11 protein-coding genes are annotated in these 13,987 nt (G+C 68.8%); 8 read left to right on the top strand and 3 right to left on the bottom strand.

Annotated features, from left to right (window positions below):
- Window positions 1-3 precede the first annotated feature (3 nt).
- The gene (locus DELCS14_RS18155) at window positions 4-1,236 is read right to left on the bottom strand and encodes a SpoIIE family protein phosphatase (protein WP_013802971.1); all 1,233 of its coding nucleotides are present in this window, start codon (window positions 1,234-1,236) and stop codon (window positions 4-6) included.
- Window positions 1,237-1,458: 222 nt separating this feature from the next.
- Here DELCS14_RS18155 and DELCS14_RS18150 point away from each other — a divergent pair, with 222 nt between their 5' ends.
- Window positions 1,459-2,385, top strand: a complete 927-nt coding sequence (locus DELCS14_RS18150; protein ID WP_343299543.1) for a TauD/TfdA family dioxygenase — start codon at window positions 1,459-1,461, stop codon at window positions 2,383-2,385.
- Window positions 2,386-2,394: 9 nt separating this feature from the next.
- On the opposite strand, the gene DELCS14_RS18145 is transcribed toward DELCS14_RS18150, so the two are convergent.
- On the bottom strand, window positions 2,395-2,652 hold the full coding sequence (locus tag DELCS14_RS18145; RefSeq protein WP_012204886.1) for a DUF2789 domain-containing protein: 258 nt from the start codon (window positions 2,650-2,652) through the stop codon (window positions 2,395-2,397).
- A 189-nt stretch (window positions 2,653-2,841) separates the two neighbouring features.
- Between DELCS14_RS18145 and DELCS14_RS18140 the strand changes: the two genes are divergently transcribed.
- From DELCS14_RS18140 to DELCS14_RS18110, 7 genes are all read left to right on the top strand, one after another.
- Window positions 2,842-3,882: a ligase-associated DNA damage response exonuclease gene (locus tag DELCS14_RS18140; protein ID WP_013802969.1), complete on the top strand. Its 1,041-nt coding sequence runs from the start codon at window positions 2,842-2,844 to the stop codon at window positions 3,880-3,882.
- Window positions 3,879-5,570 (top strand): ATP-dependent DNA ligase, encoded by a 1,692-nt coding sequence (locus tag DELCS14_RS18135; RefSeq protein WP_013802968.1) that lies wholly within the window; start codon window positions 3,879-3,881, stop codon window positions 5,568-5,570. Before DELCS14_RS18140 ends, DELCS14_RS18135 begins: the two co-directional genes overlap by 4 nt.
- 44 nt (window positions 5,571-5,614) lie before the next feature.
- On the top strand, window positions 5,615-8,503 hold the full coding sequence (locus DELCS14_RS18130; protein WP_013802967.1) for a ligase-associated DNA damage response DEXH box helicase: 2,889 nt from the start codon (window positions 5,615-5,617) through the stop codon (window positions 8,501-8,503).
- Between the two features lie 16 nt (window positions 8,504-8,519).
- On the top strand, window positions 8,520-9,239 hold the full coding sequence (gene pdeM, locus DELCS14_RS18125) for a ligase-associated DNA damage response endonuclease PdeM (protein WP_043796313.1): 720 nt from the start codon (window positions 8,520-8,522) through the stop codon (window positions 9,237-9,239).
- A gap of 108 nt (window positions 9,240-9,347) precedes the next feature.
- The gene (locus tag DELCS14_RS18120; RefSeq protein ID WP_013802965.1) at window positions 9,348-9,965 is read left to right on the top strand and encodes a hypothetical protein; all 618 of its coding nucleotides are present in this window, start codon (window positions 9,348-9,350) and stop codon (window positions 9,963-9,965) included.
- Window positions 9,966-10,110: 145 nt separating this feature from the next.
- Window positions 10,111-11,154 carry a transporter gene (locus DELCS14_RS18115; protein WP_012204892.1) on the top strand — a complete coding sequence of 348 codons (1,044 nt, stop codon included), beginning with the start codon at window positions 10,111-10,113 and terminating at the stop codon, window positions 11,152-11,154.
- Between the two features lie 94 nt (window positions 11,155-11,248).
- Window positions 11,249-12,466, top strand: a complete 1,218-nt coding sequence (locus tag DELCS14_RS18110) for a Fic family protein (protein WP_013802964.1) — start codon at window positions 11,249-11,251, stop codon at window positions 12,464-12,466.
- A gap of 10 nt (window positions 12,467-12,476) precedes the next feature.
- On the opposite strand, the gene DELCS14_RS18105 is transcribed toward DELCS14_RS18110, so the two are convergent.
- Window positions 12,477-13,985: a tripartite tricarboxylate transporter permease gene (locus DELCS14_RS18105; RefSeq protein ID WP_013802963.1), complete on the bottom strand. Its 1,509-nt coding sequence runs from the start codon at window positions 13,983-13,985 to the stop codon at window positions 12,477-12,479.
- Window positions 13,986-13,987 lie beyond the last annotated feature (2 nt).

The following is a 13,987-nucleotide window of genomic DNA, read 5'->3' as shown; positions in this document are numbered from 1 at the left end:
CATTCAGGTTCTGAAGCAGAAAAAGGTCAGGTCGTCGCGGCGGTGGTGCTCGCCCTGCCAGGTCTGCAGGGCGGCCAGCAGGGCGCGGTTGATCTCGGCGGGCGTGCGGCCGGCCTGCTCCAGCAGCAGCTCGCGCACGCGCTTCTTGCCGAAGGTGATGCCACGCGGGCCGCCGACCTGGTCGATCAGGCCGTCGGTGGTGATGAAGACCAGGGTGGCGGCGGGCAGCTCCAGGTCGATGTTGTTCCAGGCGAAGTCGAACTCGCTGTCCACATAGCCCACGCCCTTGCGCTGGCCATCGAGCACCTCCACCGCCTCGGCGCCGGGGCGCAGCACGAACAGCGCAAGGCGCGCGCCTGCAAAGCGCAGGCGCCGGTGCGCGGGCTCGAACCAGAAGCAGGCCGCGTCCAGCCCGTCGTCGGAGCCGGGCGTGCCGTCCTTGCCATCGAGCTGGCCCAGCATCTGCTTGACGCTGCGGTTCACATGGCCCAGCAGCGCGGCCGGGTCGCGCGGGCCGTGCTCCTTGATGGCCTGGCTCAGGCTGCTGGTGGCGATCAGCGTCATGAAGGCGCCGGGCACGCCGTGGCCCGTGCAATCGGCCACGGTGGCAAACCAGCCATCGCCGTCCTGGCTGAACTGGTAGAAGTCGCCGCCGACCACATCGCGCGGCTCCCAGACCAGGTCGGCGCCGGGGCAGGCGCGGGCCAGGGAGTCGCGCGAGCTGCGCAGCAGCGACTGCTGGATCACGCTGGCGTATTCGATGCTGTGCATGATCTGGCGGTTGCGCGCCACCTGCATGTCCGCCACCGCGCGCATCAGCTGCAGACCGTTGCCCACGCCCGCGAACAGGCCGTCGCGCGTGATGATGAAGCCATCGGTCAGCGCCTTTTCGCCGTACTCCACGGTCTTCACGGTCAGGGTGTCGATGTCTGTGGAGGCATCGACCACCAGCGGCTCCTTGTCCATGAAGGCGATGCAGCTCTTCTTGCCGTACAGCTCCATGCGAAACGGCTTGCTGAACTGGGACAGGAAGATGCTGCGGTTGATCAGGCCGATGGGGCGGTTGCCCTCCACCACGGGCAGGCTGATCAGGTCCCGGTGGCGCGTGAAGACCTCGAGCACCTTCTCGTTGGTCTCGTCGGCGGTCATGCAGGGAACGGGGGTACACAGGTCCGCAGCGCTGGGTGGGCGGAAACGTGGCCTGGAATCGCTCAGGTAGGCGCGGGACTCATCCATGGAAGGCACATCGCAAAATTGTTAAGGAATGTTACGTCTTCCTTGTTGCAGTTTTGTGACGCGCACGGCCCTGGTTGGCATGCACTTGTCTTGCGCATAACCATGCGCCAAAAGCTTCGTTGTGGCGTGGCAGGGCGGTTCCTAGCATGGGGGCTTCCACCCATGCAAGCACTGAGGAGAGACGCCGTGAACGCTGTCACCGAAGCCAGCCACCTGAGCACCGTGGCCCAAGACCTGGAGCAGGACCGGCAACAGCCGCTGCAGATCCATCCCCTGTCCGGCCGCATAGGCGCCGTGGTCCACGGCGCCAGGCTGTCGGGCGAGCTGGCGGCCGAACAGTTCACGCAGATCCATGCGGCCCTGCTGCGCCACCGCGTGCTGTTCTTCCGGGGCCAGCACCATCTGACGGATGCATCGCACCAGGCCTTCGGGCGGCTGTTCGGCGAGATCGAATCGCACCCCACCGTGCCTGCCCCGGACGGCACGGCCTTTCTGGAGCTCAATTCCCAGCATGGCGGCCGCGCCGATTCCTGGCATACCGACGTCACCTTCAAGGCGGCCTTTCCCAAGGTCTGCGTGCTGCGCGCCGTCACGCTGCCCGGCCATGGCGGCGACACCGTCTGGGCCAATACCGTGGCCGCCTATGAGGGCCTGCCCGAGCCGCTCAGGCAACTGGCCGAGCAGCTGTGGGCCGTGCATGGCAACGACTACGACTATGCCGAGAACTTCCGCCAGAACGCGGCCAGCCAGACCGAGACCGCAGGCCGCGCCAGCTACCGCAAGGTGTTCACGCGCAAGACCATCGAGTCGGAGCAGCCGCTGGTGCATGTGCACCCCGAGACCGGAGAGAAGGCGCTGCTGCTGGGCCACTTCGCCAAGCGCATCAAGGGCCTGCGCGCCAATGAATCGACGGCGCTGCTGCAGCTGTTCAACGAACGCATCATCCGGCTGGAGAACACCGTGCGCTGGCAGTGGGCGCAGGGCGACGTGGCCATCTGGGACAACCGCGCCACGCAGCACTACGCCATCAACGACTACGGCGATGCCCACCGCGTGGTGCGCCGCGTCACCGTGACCGGCACCGTGGCCACCAGCGTGGACGGCCGCCACAGCGTGGACATCACGGTGCCCGAGCCGCTGGCGGCCTGACTGCCCGTGCTATCGGGCAGCGCGCTGCCTGACCGCGTCTTCGTGCAGCGACTCGCTGAGCTGATCCACGACGATGGACCACGACGCATCGGCCTTGAGCTGCTCGGCCAGGAACTGGCGCTGCGCATCGCTCCAGTAGGGCGCATCCACCACATCCACATCGGCGGCCAGCTGGTGTGCGCGGATGAAATCGGCAATGGCCTGGTCACTGGCATCCAGGCCCAGTTGCAGGAAGAGATTGGACATGCGTACGACGGAGTTGTTCATGAAGGCGTGTGGATGTGTGTGGGATGAGAGGGCGCTATCTTCCCCGATTTGACCGGCCCTGCGGACCGGTTGCGGTCATTCGTTGCGCGGGTAGGTGCAGGCTGACAGCCTGCCGCGCTCCGGGCCAGCGTGCGCGCGGCGACCGCCCCACTAGCATGGGGCCATGAGCATTCCCGCCCCTGATTCCGCATGCCCGCCGACCTGATCGTGGCCCGCCCCGAAGGCCTGTACTGCGCGGCCGGCGACTTCTACATCGACCCCTGGCGGCCCGTGGACCGGGCCGTGATCACGCATGGCCACTCCGACCACGCGCGCGCCGGCCACGCCCATTACCTGGCCCATGACGACAGCGAGGGCGTGCTGCGCGCACGGCTGGGCGCGGACATCACGCTGCAGACCCTGCCGTATGGCGAAGCCATCGATCACCACGGCGTGCGCATCTCCCTGCACCCGGCCGGCCATGTGCTGGGATCGGCCCAGGTGCGGCTGGAGCATGGCGGCCAGGTCTGGGTGGCCTCGGGCGACTACAAGACCGAGGCCGATGGCACCTGCACCCCCTTCGAGCCCGTGCGCTGCGACACCTTCATCACCGAATCCACCTTCGGCCTGCCCATCTACCGCTGGCCCCGCCAGCCCGAGCTCATGGCCGACATCAACGCCTGGTGGCAGGCCAACGCCGCCCAGGGCCGGCCCTCGGTGCTGCTGTGCTATGCCTTCGGCAAGGCCCAGCGCATCCTGCACGGGGTGGACCGCCGCATCGGCCCCATCGTCGTGCACGGCGCCGTGGAGCCGCTCAACGCCGTATACCGCGCAGCGGGCGTGGACCTGCCGCCCACGCTGCGCGTGACCGACCCCGGCGTGGATGCACAACTGCTCAAGACCGCCCTGGTGCTGGCGCCGCCTTCGGCGCAGGGCACGCCGTGGATGCGCCGGTTTCCCGGCCATGCCGATGCCTTTGCCAGCGGCTGGATGCAGCTGCGCGGCACGCGCCGCCGCCGTGGCGTGGACCGGGGCTTTGTCATGTCCGACCATGCCGACTGGCCCGGCCTGCAGTACGCCATAGGTGCCACGGGCGCCGAGCGTGTCTTCGTCACGCATGGCAGCGTGGCGGTGCTGGTGCGCTGGCTGCGAGAGCAGGGCCTGGATGCGCAAGCCTTCCAGACCGAATACGGTGATGAGGACGAGGCTGCCGCCGCCCAGGCTGCACCGGACGAGGCGCCGGCCCCATGAAGGATTTCGCCGCCCTCTACCGCGCGCTGGACGCCAGCACCGCCAGCCGTGACAAGCAGGCCGCGCTGCAGGCCTATCTGCGCGCCGCCGCGCCTGCCGATGCGGCCTGGGCCGTCTATTTCCTGGCCGGCGGCAAGCCGCGCCAGCTGGTGCCCACCAAGGTTTTGAAGGAGCTGGCGCGCGAGGCTGCCGGCCTGCCCGAATGGCTGTTCGACGAAAGCTACGAGGCCGTAGGCGACCTGGCCGAAACCATTGCGCTGCTGCTGCCGCCACCCGGTGACGCGCACGACCTGGGCCTGGCCGCCTGGGTCACGGACCACCTGCTGCCGCTGCGCGGCATGGCGCCCGAAGCGCTGGCGGACACGCTGCGCATGCAATGGGCGCGGCTGGCGGCCGATGAGCGGCTGGTCTACTTCAAGCTGATCACCGGCGCCTTCCGGGTCGGCGTGTCGCGGCTGCAGGTCACGCAGGCGCTGGCGGCCGTCAGCGGCGTGGATGCCAAGCGCATCGCCCAGCGGCTCATGGGCTACACCCACATCGGCGCGCGGCCCGGGGCGGCCGACTACCTGCGGCTGGTGGCAGGCGAGGAAGAGGGCGATGACGCGCATTCGGGCGAAGCCCGTGGCCACCCCTATCCCTTCTTCCTGGCCCATCCGCTGCAGTTGCCGCTGGAGCAGTTCGACGCCGTGCTCGGCCCGCCGTCCCAATGGGTGGTGGAGTGGAAATGGGACGGCATACGCGCCCAGATCGTGCGGCGCGGCAGCGGTGACGCGCTGGGCACCTGGATTTGGTCGCGCGGCGAGGAACTGGTGAGCGAGCGCTTCCCCGAGCTGCAGGCCATGGGCGATGCCTTGCCTGCGGGCACCGTGATCGACGGCGAGATCGTCGTCTGGGCTGCGCAGCAGGGCGAGGCGCCCGCCCATGTGCGCCCCTTTGCCGACCTGCAAAAGCGCATAGGCCGCAAGACCCTGGGCCCCAAGCTGCTGCGCGAGCTGCCGGTGGTGCTGCTGGCCTATGACCTGCTGGAGGAGGGCGGCCAGGACCTGCGCGCGCTGCCCCAGCATGAACGGCGCGCAAGGCTGGAGCAGCTGGTGGCCGCCGTGGCGCATCCGGCACTGCTGGCCAGCCCCGTGCTGGCAGGCGACAGCTGGCAGGCCCTGGCCGAACTTCGCGAGCAGGCCCGCTCCCTGGGTGTGGAGGGCATGATGCTCAAGGCCCGCGATGCCGCCTACGGCGTGGGCCGCACCAAGGACAGCGGCGTGTGGTGGAAGTGGAAGATCGATCCGCTGAGCGTGGACGCCGTGCTCATCTACGCACAGCGCGGCCACGGCCGTCGCGCCAGCCTCTACAGCGACTACACCTTTGCCGTCTGGAACGCGCCGCCCGGCACCGAGGGCCGCGCCCTCGTGCCCTTCGCCAAGGCCTATTCGGGCCTGACCGATGCAGAAATGGCACGCGTGGACGCCGTCATCCGCAAGACCACGGTGGAGAGCTTCGGCCCCGTGCGCAGCGTGCGGCCCACCCTGGTGTTCGAGCTGGGCTTCGAGGGCATTGCGCGCAGCGCACGCCACAAGAGCGGCATTGCCGTGCGCTTTCCGCGCATGCTGCGCTGGCGCGAGGACAAGCCTGTGCAGGAGGCCGACTCCATCGACACGCTGGCCGCCCTGCTGCCGCACTCCGACCCGTGACCGATGAATGACCGACCCGTGACCCACCCTTGACGCACCGCGCCATGGCCACTCGTTCCGCCCACCCCCTCGCCACCGCCTGGCTTGCCGCACGGGGCTGGAAGCCCTTTGCCTTCCAGCGCGCCGTGTGGAAGGCGCTGGCCCAGGGCCACAGCGGCCTGCTGCATGCGACCACGGGCGCAGGCAAGACCTATGCGGTCTGGCTGGGCGCGCTGCAGGCCCTTGCGCAGGCCTCCAAGGCGCCTGCCCAGGCCCCTGCCCAAGCCCCATCCGGCAGGAGAAAACCCGCCGCCGCGCCGCTGACGGTGCTGTGGATCACGCCCATGCGCGCCCTGGCGGCCGACACGCTCAAGGCGCTGCAGACGCCCTTGGAGGCGCTGGCCCAGGACCATCCCGCGCTGGCGCGCTGGACCGTGGGCGCACGCACGGGCGATACGGGAAGCGCCGAGCGCAGCGCGCAGTCGCGCCAGCTGCCCACCGTGCTGGTCACCACGCCCGAGAGCCTGTCCCTGCTGCTGGCGCGGGCCGATGCGCGCGAGCTGCTGGGCTCCGTGCGCCTGGTGGTGGCCGATGAATGGCACGAGCTGCTGGGCAACAAGCGCGGCGTGCAACTGCAGCTGGCCCTGGCGCGGCTGCGCGGCTGGAGCCCGCAACTGAGCGTCTGGGGCATGTCGGCCACGCTGGGCAATCTGGACGAAGCCATGCAGACCCTGCTGGGCCTGGACGACCATGGCCAGCCGCGGCCCGGCGTATTGGTCCAGGGCCAGGTGGACAAGCGCCTGGTGGTGGACACCTTGCTGCCCGACCGGCCCGAGCGCTTTTCCTGGGCCGGCCACCTGGGCCTGGCCATGCTGCCGGCCGTGGTGCGCGAGCTGGAGGCCACGGCAGGCTCCACCCTGGTCTTTGTGAATGTGCGCTCGCAGGCGGAGCTCTGGTACAAGGCGCTGCTGGAGGCCCGGCCCGACTGGGCCGGCCTGCTGGCCATACACCATGGCTCTCTGGACCGGGGTGTGCGCGAATGGGTGGAGGCCGGGCTCAAGGCCGGCACGCTCAAGGCCGTGGTCTGCACCAGCAGCCTGGACCTGGGCGTGGACTTCCTGCCTGTGGAGCGCGTGCTGCAGATCGGCTCGGCCAAGGGCATTGCACGGCTGCTGCAGCGCGCGGGCCGCTCGGGCCATGCGCCGGGCCGTCCCTCGCGCATCACCCTGGTGCCCACGCACAGCCTGGAGCTGGTGGAGGCCGCCGCCGCCCGCGCCGCCGTGCGCGCGCAGCAGGTGGAAATGCGCGCCAGCCCCCGCCAGCCCGTGGACGTGCTGGTGCAGCACCTGGCTACAGTGGCCCTGGGCGGCGGCTTCGTGCCCGATGAGCTGTATGCCGAAGTGCGCCGCACCGTCGCCTACGCCGGGCTGGCGCCTGCGGTCTGGCAGTGGTGCCTGGACTTCGTGCACCGCGGCGGCCCCTCGCTGGCCGCCTATCCCGACTACCAGCGCGTGCGGCCCGACGGGGAGGGCATCTGGCGCATGCCTGATGCGCGGCTGGCGCGCAGGCACCGCGCCAACATCGGCACCATCGTCAGCGACGCCAGCATGAGCGTGCAGATCCTGCACGGCGCGCGGCTGGGCAGCATGGAAGAGAGCTTTCTGTCGCGCCTGTCGCCCGGCGATGCCTTTGTCTTCGCGGGCCAGGTGCTGGAGCTGGTGCGCATCGAGGACATGACCGCCTATGTGCGCCGCGCCGCCAGAACGCGGCCCACCGTGCCGCGCTGGGCCGGCGCGCGCATGCCGCTGTCCACCGTGCTGGCCGACTTCGTGGTGCAGCAATTGGCGCTGGCGGCAGCGGGCGACTACCACTCGCCCGAGCTGCGCTGCGTGCGCCCCCTGCTGGAGGTGCAGCAGCGCTGGTCGGCCCTGCCCACGCCCGGCACGCTGCTGGCCGAAACCTTGCGCACGCGCGAAGGCTGGCATCTCTTCCTCTACCCCTTTGCGGGCCGCCATGCCCATACGGGGCTGGCCAGCCTGCTGGCCTGGCGCGCCGCGCAGGGCGAGACGGGCACCTTCTCCATCGCCGTCAACGACTACGGGCTGGAGCTGCTGAGCGCCACCGAGCGTGACTGGGCCGCCATGCTGCCCGAACTGCTGCGCGCCGAGCCGGTGCAGGCCGTGGCGGCGCCCGGACGTGTCTCTGCCACGGATGCGGGCGCCATGCGCAATACCGCCAATGCCGACCGCCACTGGGACCAGGCCGCCGACGACGCCCACCTGGCGGGCGATGACGCGCGCCACGCCCTGCTGCACGAAGTGCTGGCCAGCCTCAACGCCACCGAGATGGCAAGGCGGCGCTTCCGCGAGATAGCGCGGGTGTCCGGCCTGATCTTCCAGAGCCACCCGGGCGAGCGCCGCAGCGCGCGCCAGCTGCAGGCCTCGGCCCAGCTCTTCTTCGAGGTCTTTCGCAAGTACGACGACATGAACCTGCTGCTGCGCCAGGCCGATGAGGAAGTCCTGAGCCAGGAACTCGATGTCGCCCAGTTGCTGGCCGCGCTGCGCCGCATGCAGGCCCAGCAGCTGGTGGTGAGCGCGCTGCGCCGGCCCAGCCCGTTTGCCTTTCCGCTGATGGTGGAGCGCTTTCGCGAAAAGCTCACCAACGAGCACCTGGCCGACCGCATCGCGCGCATGCTGGCCCAGCTGCACGAGGCGGCAGACGCCGGCGGTGCAGCCAGCGAGCCGCGCACGCAGGACCTGGTCCCGCCCGATCCACCGCTGCGTCCACGGAAAAAAACCAAGGCAGACCAGCCCCCCGCCGTGGACGAGGACACGGCCGCCGTGCGCCGCACGCTGGATTTCTCGCTGCAGGCCACCGACAGCCCCGAGGCCGATGCCGCCAGCCGCCGCCCGCGCCGCGTGCGCAAGCCCTCGCGGCCCTTGCCGCTGCTGTAGAACCATTGCACCGCTGATGAAAGGCCACGCACCGTTGCCAAGTCCTTTTTCCCCCGACGCCCTGGCCGGCAGCCTGGGCATCCTCCTGGCGGGCGAGCCCGTCCACCTGCTGGCCCAGCACGCCCTGTGGTGGCCCGCCCAGGGCACGCTGTTCATTGCCGACCTGCACCTGGGCAAGGCCGCCACCTTCCGCGCGCGCGGCATTCCCGTGCCGGCCGGCACCACCCAGGGCAACCTGGACAGGCTGTCGGCGCTGCTGCAGGGCCTGCCGGTGCGCAGGCTGGTCGTTCTGGGCGACTTCCTGCATGCCGCGCAGGCCCGCACGCCGTCCGTGCTGGCCGCCCTGGCCGACTGGCGACGCCGCCACGCGGCGCTGGAGGTGGTGCTGGTGCGTGGCAACCACGACAGCCATGCGGGCGACCCGCCGTCCGCGCTGGGCATCGGCGTGGTGGACGAACCCTGGCGCCTGGGGCCATTCGCGGGCTGCCATTACCCGCAGGAGGCTCCTGCCTGCCATGTGCTGGCCGGCCATGTCCACCCCGCCGTCGTGCTGCGCGGCCCCGGGCGAGATGCCCTGCGCCTGCCGTGCTTTGCCGTGCACCCCGGCTTTACCCTGCTGCCGGCCTTCGGCCTGTTCACCGGCATGGCCAGCCTGCCGCTCGGTCCTGGCCTTCAGTGCTTTGCCGTGGGCGGCGGGCGGGTCTGGGCCGTTCCCGGTGGAGGGGGCGGGATGTAATCAGGCGTAATTTTCTGAAGGATCGTTGTTCCCTACAGTGCGCTTGCGCCCGCACGGCGGGGCAGCAGAAAGCGCCGCAGCGCTTTTTTGATCCCTCAGGAGAGATGCATGGGCGTTCAACTCAACTTCGTCAATCAATCGAACGACGCAAACAACTCGCAGATCGTCATCTTCCAGAAAAACGTTGCCAGCGATTTCGAGGAACTGGCCGTGGCGTGGCGGGTCATCAAGTACTGCGGCCAGGGCGACAACCACCCGTTCACCTTCCCGCTGGGCCTGCAGGTCGGTGCCAGCGACAGCTATGGCAACCACACGCCCCAGCTGGAGGCGCAGTTCGGCCAGCAGTTCCAGCTGTCCCTGAGCAGCAGCGGCGATCGCCTGGCGCCCGCAGGCTATGGCGCAAGCTCCAACGAAGTGCAGGTGCTCAACTCGCTGCCCCGGGGCGCCATCAATGCCAGTTGCTACAAGGACGGCCGGCTGCTGGCCGTCAAGACCGCGATTGCCCCCCAGCAAAAGGCCGTGTTCGAATTCAAGCCCACCATCTGGATCGGCGTGGTCTCGCAGATCGAGCAGGGCCAGGTCATGAACTCGGCCATCCTGGGCGACATCAACACCGAGATCTCCCTGCTGGGCATCTCGCGCGCCGACATCGTGATGCGAGGCGGCGGTGCGGGCGCCGGGTCCACGCCGTTCTCGTTCACGCTGGAGAACGTCGTGATGTGCTGAGGCCTGCCTCGCAGCCCCGAATGGGGGGCAGGCACATCGGATGACGACTCCGTGACAGTTGTCACACCTCTGTCATGGAGGCGGCCAAGAATCCCGCACTTGTCCGGCCCGCGCAGGCCACTCCCCGCAGGTGCCCCACCCATCCATGACTGACGCAGCCTCCCCCCTGGCCCAGGCCAATGAAGACGCAGGCCTGATCTGCGGCTGGCGGTTTTTCTGCGACACGCAGCGGCGTGTGGAGGCCATGACGGCGCAGTCGGCCGCGCAGTGGCTGGGTGCAGAGCGTCCGCTCACCGAGCCGGGCCGGCGCGACTTCCTGTGGCTGCACTTCAACCTGGCCAATACCCAGTCCCTGCGCTGGCTGCAGCGCCACGCCGCGCTGCCCGAAGTCTTCTACACCACGCTGCGCGAGGGCCTGGCCTCCACGCGCATCGAGCGCTCCGATGACTCCCTGGTCGCCGTGCTCAACGATGTGAATTTCGAGTTCAACTTCGAGTCGGCCGACATCGCCACGCTGTGGATCTGCCTGGACGAGCGCCTGGTCGTCACCGCGCGCACCCAGCCGCTGCGCTCGGTCGATGCGCTGCGTGCCGGCGTGCGCCAGGGCGACAGCCCCGCCAGCACGGCCGAGCTGCTGGAACACCTGATGCGCACCCAGGCCGACGTGCTGGTCAAGGTGGTGCGCGAGACCACGGCGCGCGTGGACGACATCGAGGACGCCATCATCGCGCAGCGCTACCACCATCCGCGCGCCCACCTGGGCCGGCTGCGCCGGCTGCTGGTGCGCCTGCAGCGCCTGCTGGCGCCCGAGCCGGCCGCGCTGTTCCGCCTGCTGCAGCAGCCCCCCGCCTGGATGGGCGAGGACGACCGCCGCGGCCTGGCCGCCGCCAGCGAGGAGTTCTCGCTCATGCTGCGCGACATGCAAACCCTGCAGGACCGCATCAAGCTGCTGCAGGAAGAAGTGGCCGCCGCCGTGAACGAGGACAACAGCAACAGCCTCTTCGTTCTGACCGTGGTCACCGTGCTGGCCCTGCCCATCAACATCCTGGCCGGCCTGTTCGGCATGAACGTGGGCGGCATACCGCTGGCAGAGCACGAGCACGGCTTCTGGATCGTGGTGTCCATCGTGATCGCCTTCACCGTCATCGCCGCCTGGCTGGCGTTTCGCAAGAAGCGGTACAGGGATTAGGGGACGTGTCAGGGAATCTTGCAGAAGAACTCGCAAAATATCTCGCACCAAACGGATTTCATCTATATAAATCAGCTACTTATATAGGTGATCAATGTCGCAAGAATTCCTGCTCTACGACCATCCTGCCCAGATGGAGCCGCTGCTGCCGGGGGAACACAAGCTGGGCCCTTTGCTGGAGCTCTCCCATGACCTGATCAGGTTGGGTGAGCGGCTGGCCGGCCGCTACCGACCAGACACATTGCCAGGCCTGCGCCGGCTGCTTCGGGCCATGAACTCGTATTACTCGAACAGGATCGAGGGGCAGCACACCTTTCCGCTGGATATCGAGCGCGCCCTGCACAACGACTATGCGCAGGACGAAGACCAGGCCCGCCGTCAGCGGTTGGCGCTGGCGCACATGGCCACTGAAGAGCAACTGGAGTACAGGTCCACGCAATGGACGAATGCGCAGGTCTGGACCCCCCAGATGCTGGCCGATATCCACCAGGATCTCTTCGCCCGTCTGCCCCAGGCCGATCTGGAGGCCGGCGCCCTTGGCGACGATGCCATCGAGCCGGGTCGATGGCGCACGCGGGAGGTTAGCGTGGGCAGGCATGCGGCGCCTGCAGCGGGGCAGTTGCCATTTTTTCTGGACCGCTGGTCGAGCTTCTACTCCGGCGTGCGCCGTGGCGAGTTGCAGTTGGTGGCCATGGCCGCTGCGCACCAGCGCCTGGCCTGGATCCATCCGTTCCGGGACGGCAACGGGCGCGTGGCCCGGCTGCATTCACATCTCGTACTAACCCACATGGGCCTGAGCAATGGTCTGTGGTCCCCCCTGAGGGGGTTCGCACGGTCGCAGGAGCGCTATTACGCCTTGCTTGCCGCCGCAGACGAGCCGCGCCGTGGTGACCTTGATGGCCGTGGCAATCTGACCGAACTGGGGTTGATCGACTGGATCGCATACGTGCTGGAACTGTGCATGGACCAAGTGAGCTTCATGGAGGGACTTCTGTCGCTGGACGGCATGAAGGAACGCATGGCGGCATGCCTTGCCTATGAGGAACGGGTGGTGCGCCAAGGCGTGCGCAGCGAGGCATTGCGCGCATTGCACTATCTTTTTGCGGCCCAGGCGGAGATGGATCGGGCCGACTTCAAGGCCATGCTGGGGTTGGGTGACCGGCTGGCCACCGCCCAGGTATCGGCACTGCTCAAGCGCGGCCTGCTGGAGACGGATTCACCGTATGGAAGAGTGCGCCTGGGCGTGCCGCTGCACGCCCTGCGTTTTTACTTCCCCCGCCTCTGGCCGGAAGCAGAGGCTGATTCGCTGTAGACGGCTCCTCTCAGGCCGCCACAGCCCTCGCCCCGAACGCCATCGCCCGCAACTTGCCCAGCAGCGGCCACACCAGCATCAGCAGGGCCAGCGTGGTGATGGTGCCCGACAGGCCGTTGTGCCAGAAGATGCCCAGCTCGCCCTGGCTGGAGAGCATGCTCTGGCGGAAGGCGTCTTCCATGCGGTCGCCGAGCACGATGGCCAGCACCATGGGCGCCAGCGGATAGTCGAGCTTCTTGAACACGTAGCCGACCACGCCGAAGACCAGCATGAGCCAGATGTCCGTGGCATTGCCGTGCACGGTGAAGGCGCCGATGGCGCAGACCATGAGGATCATGGGCGCTACGATGGAAAACGGCACGCGCAGGATGGCGGCGAACAGCGGCACGGTGGCCATGACGATGACCAGGCCGGCGATGTTGCCCAGGTACATGCTGGCGATCAGTCCCCAGACGAAGTCCTTTTGCTCGGTGAACAGCAGCGGGCCGGGCTGCAGGCCCCAGATCATCAGCCCGCCCAGCAGCACGGCCGCCGTGGCCGAGCCCGGAATGCCCAGGGCCAGCATGGGCAGCAGGGCCGAGGTGCCGGCCGCGTGGGCGGCGGTCTCGGGGGCGAGCACGCCTTCGGGGTTGCCCTTGCCGAAGCTGTCGGGGTCGCGCGAGAACTTCTTGGCCAGCCCGTAGCCCATGAAGCTGGCCGCCACGGCGCCGCCGGGCGTCACGCCCATCCAGCAGCCCACCAGGGCCGAGCGCAGCATGGTCAGCCAGTAGCGCGGCAGCTGGGCCCAGGTCCTGAACACCACCTTGAGGTCGATGGAGGCCTTCTTGCCCTTGAAGGCCAGGCCTTCCTCGATGGTCATCAGGATCTCGCTGATGCCGAACAGGCCGATCACCACCACCAGGAAATCAAAGCCGCGCAGCAGCTCGGTGGAGCCGAAGGTCATGCGCAGGTCGCCCGAGATGGTGTCCATGCCTACGGCCGCCAGCAGCAGGCCCACGGCCATGGCTGCCACGATCTTGGCCTTGGGCTCCTTGCCCATGCCGATGAAGGAGCAGAACGTCAGGAAGAAGACCGCAAAGAACTCCGGCGGCCCGAACTGCAGCGCGAACGAGGCCACGACCGGTGCCAGGAAGGTGATCAGCATCACGCCCGAGATGGCGCCGATGAACGAGCCCGTGAAGGCCGTGGTCAGCGCGGCCCCCGCGTGGCCCTGCTGGGCCATGGGATAGCCGTCGAAGGTGGTGGCCACCGACCAGGCCTCGCCCGGGATGTTGAACAGCACCGAGGTGATGGCGCCGCCGAACAGCGCCCCCCAGTAGATGCACGACAGCAGGATGATGGCCGAGGTGGGCGACATGCCGAAGGTCAGCGGCAGCAGGATGGCCACGCCGTTGGGGCCACCCAGGCCCGGCAGCACGCCGACCACGATGCCCAGCAGGATGCCCGTGAGCATCAGCCCCGTGTTCTGCCAGGTGGTGACGGCCGCGAAGCCGTGCGCGAGGTATTGGAGTTCGTCCATGG

Origin of the sequence: Delftia sp. Cs1-4, from assembly GCF_000214395.1 — a bacterium.
GTDB classification, from domain to species: Bacteria; Pseudomonadota; Gammaproteobacteria; order Burkholderiales; family Burkholderiaceae_C; genus Comamonas; species Comamonas acidovorans.
This window is presented reverse-complemented; position numbering and strand designations above follow the sequence as displayed.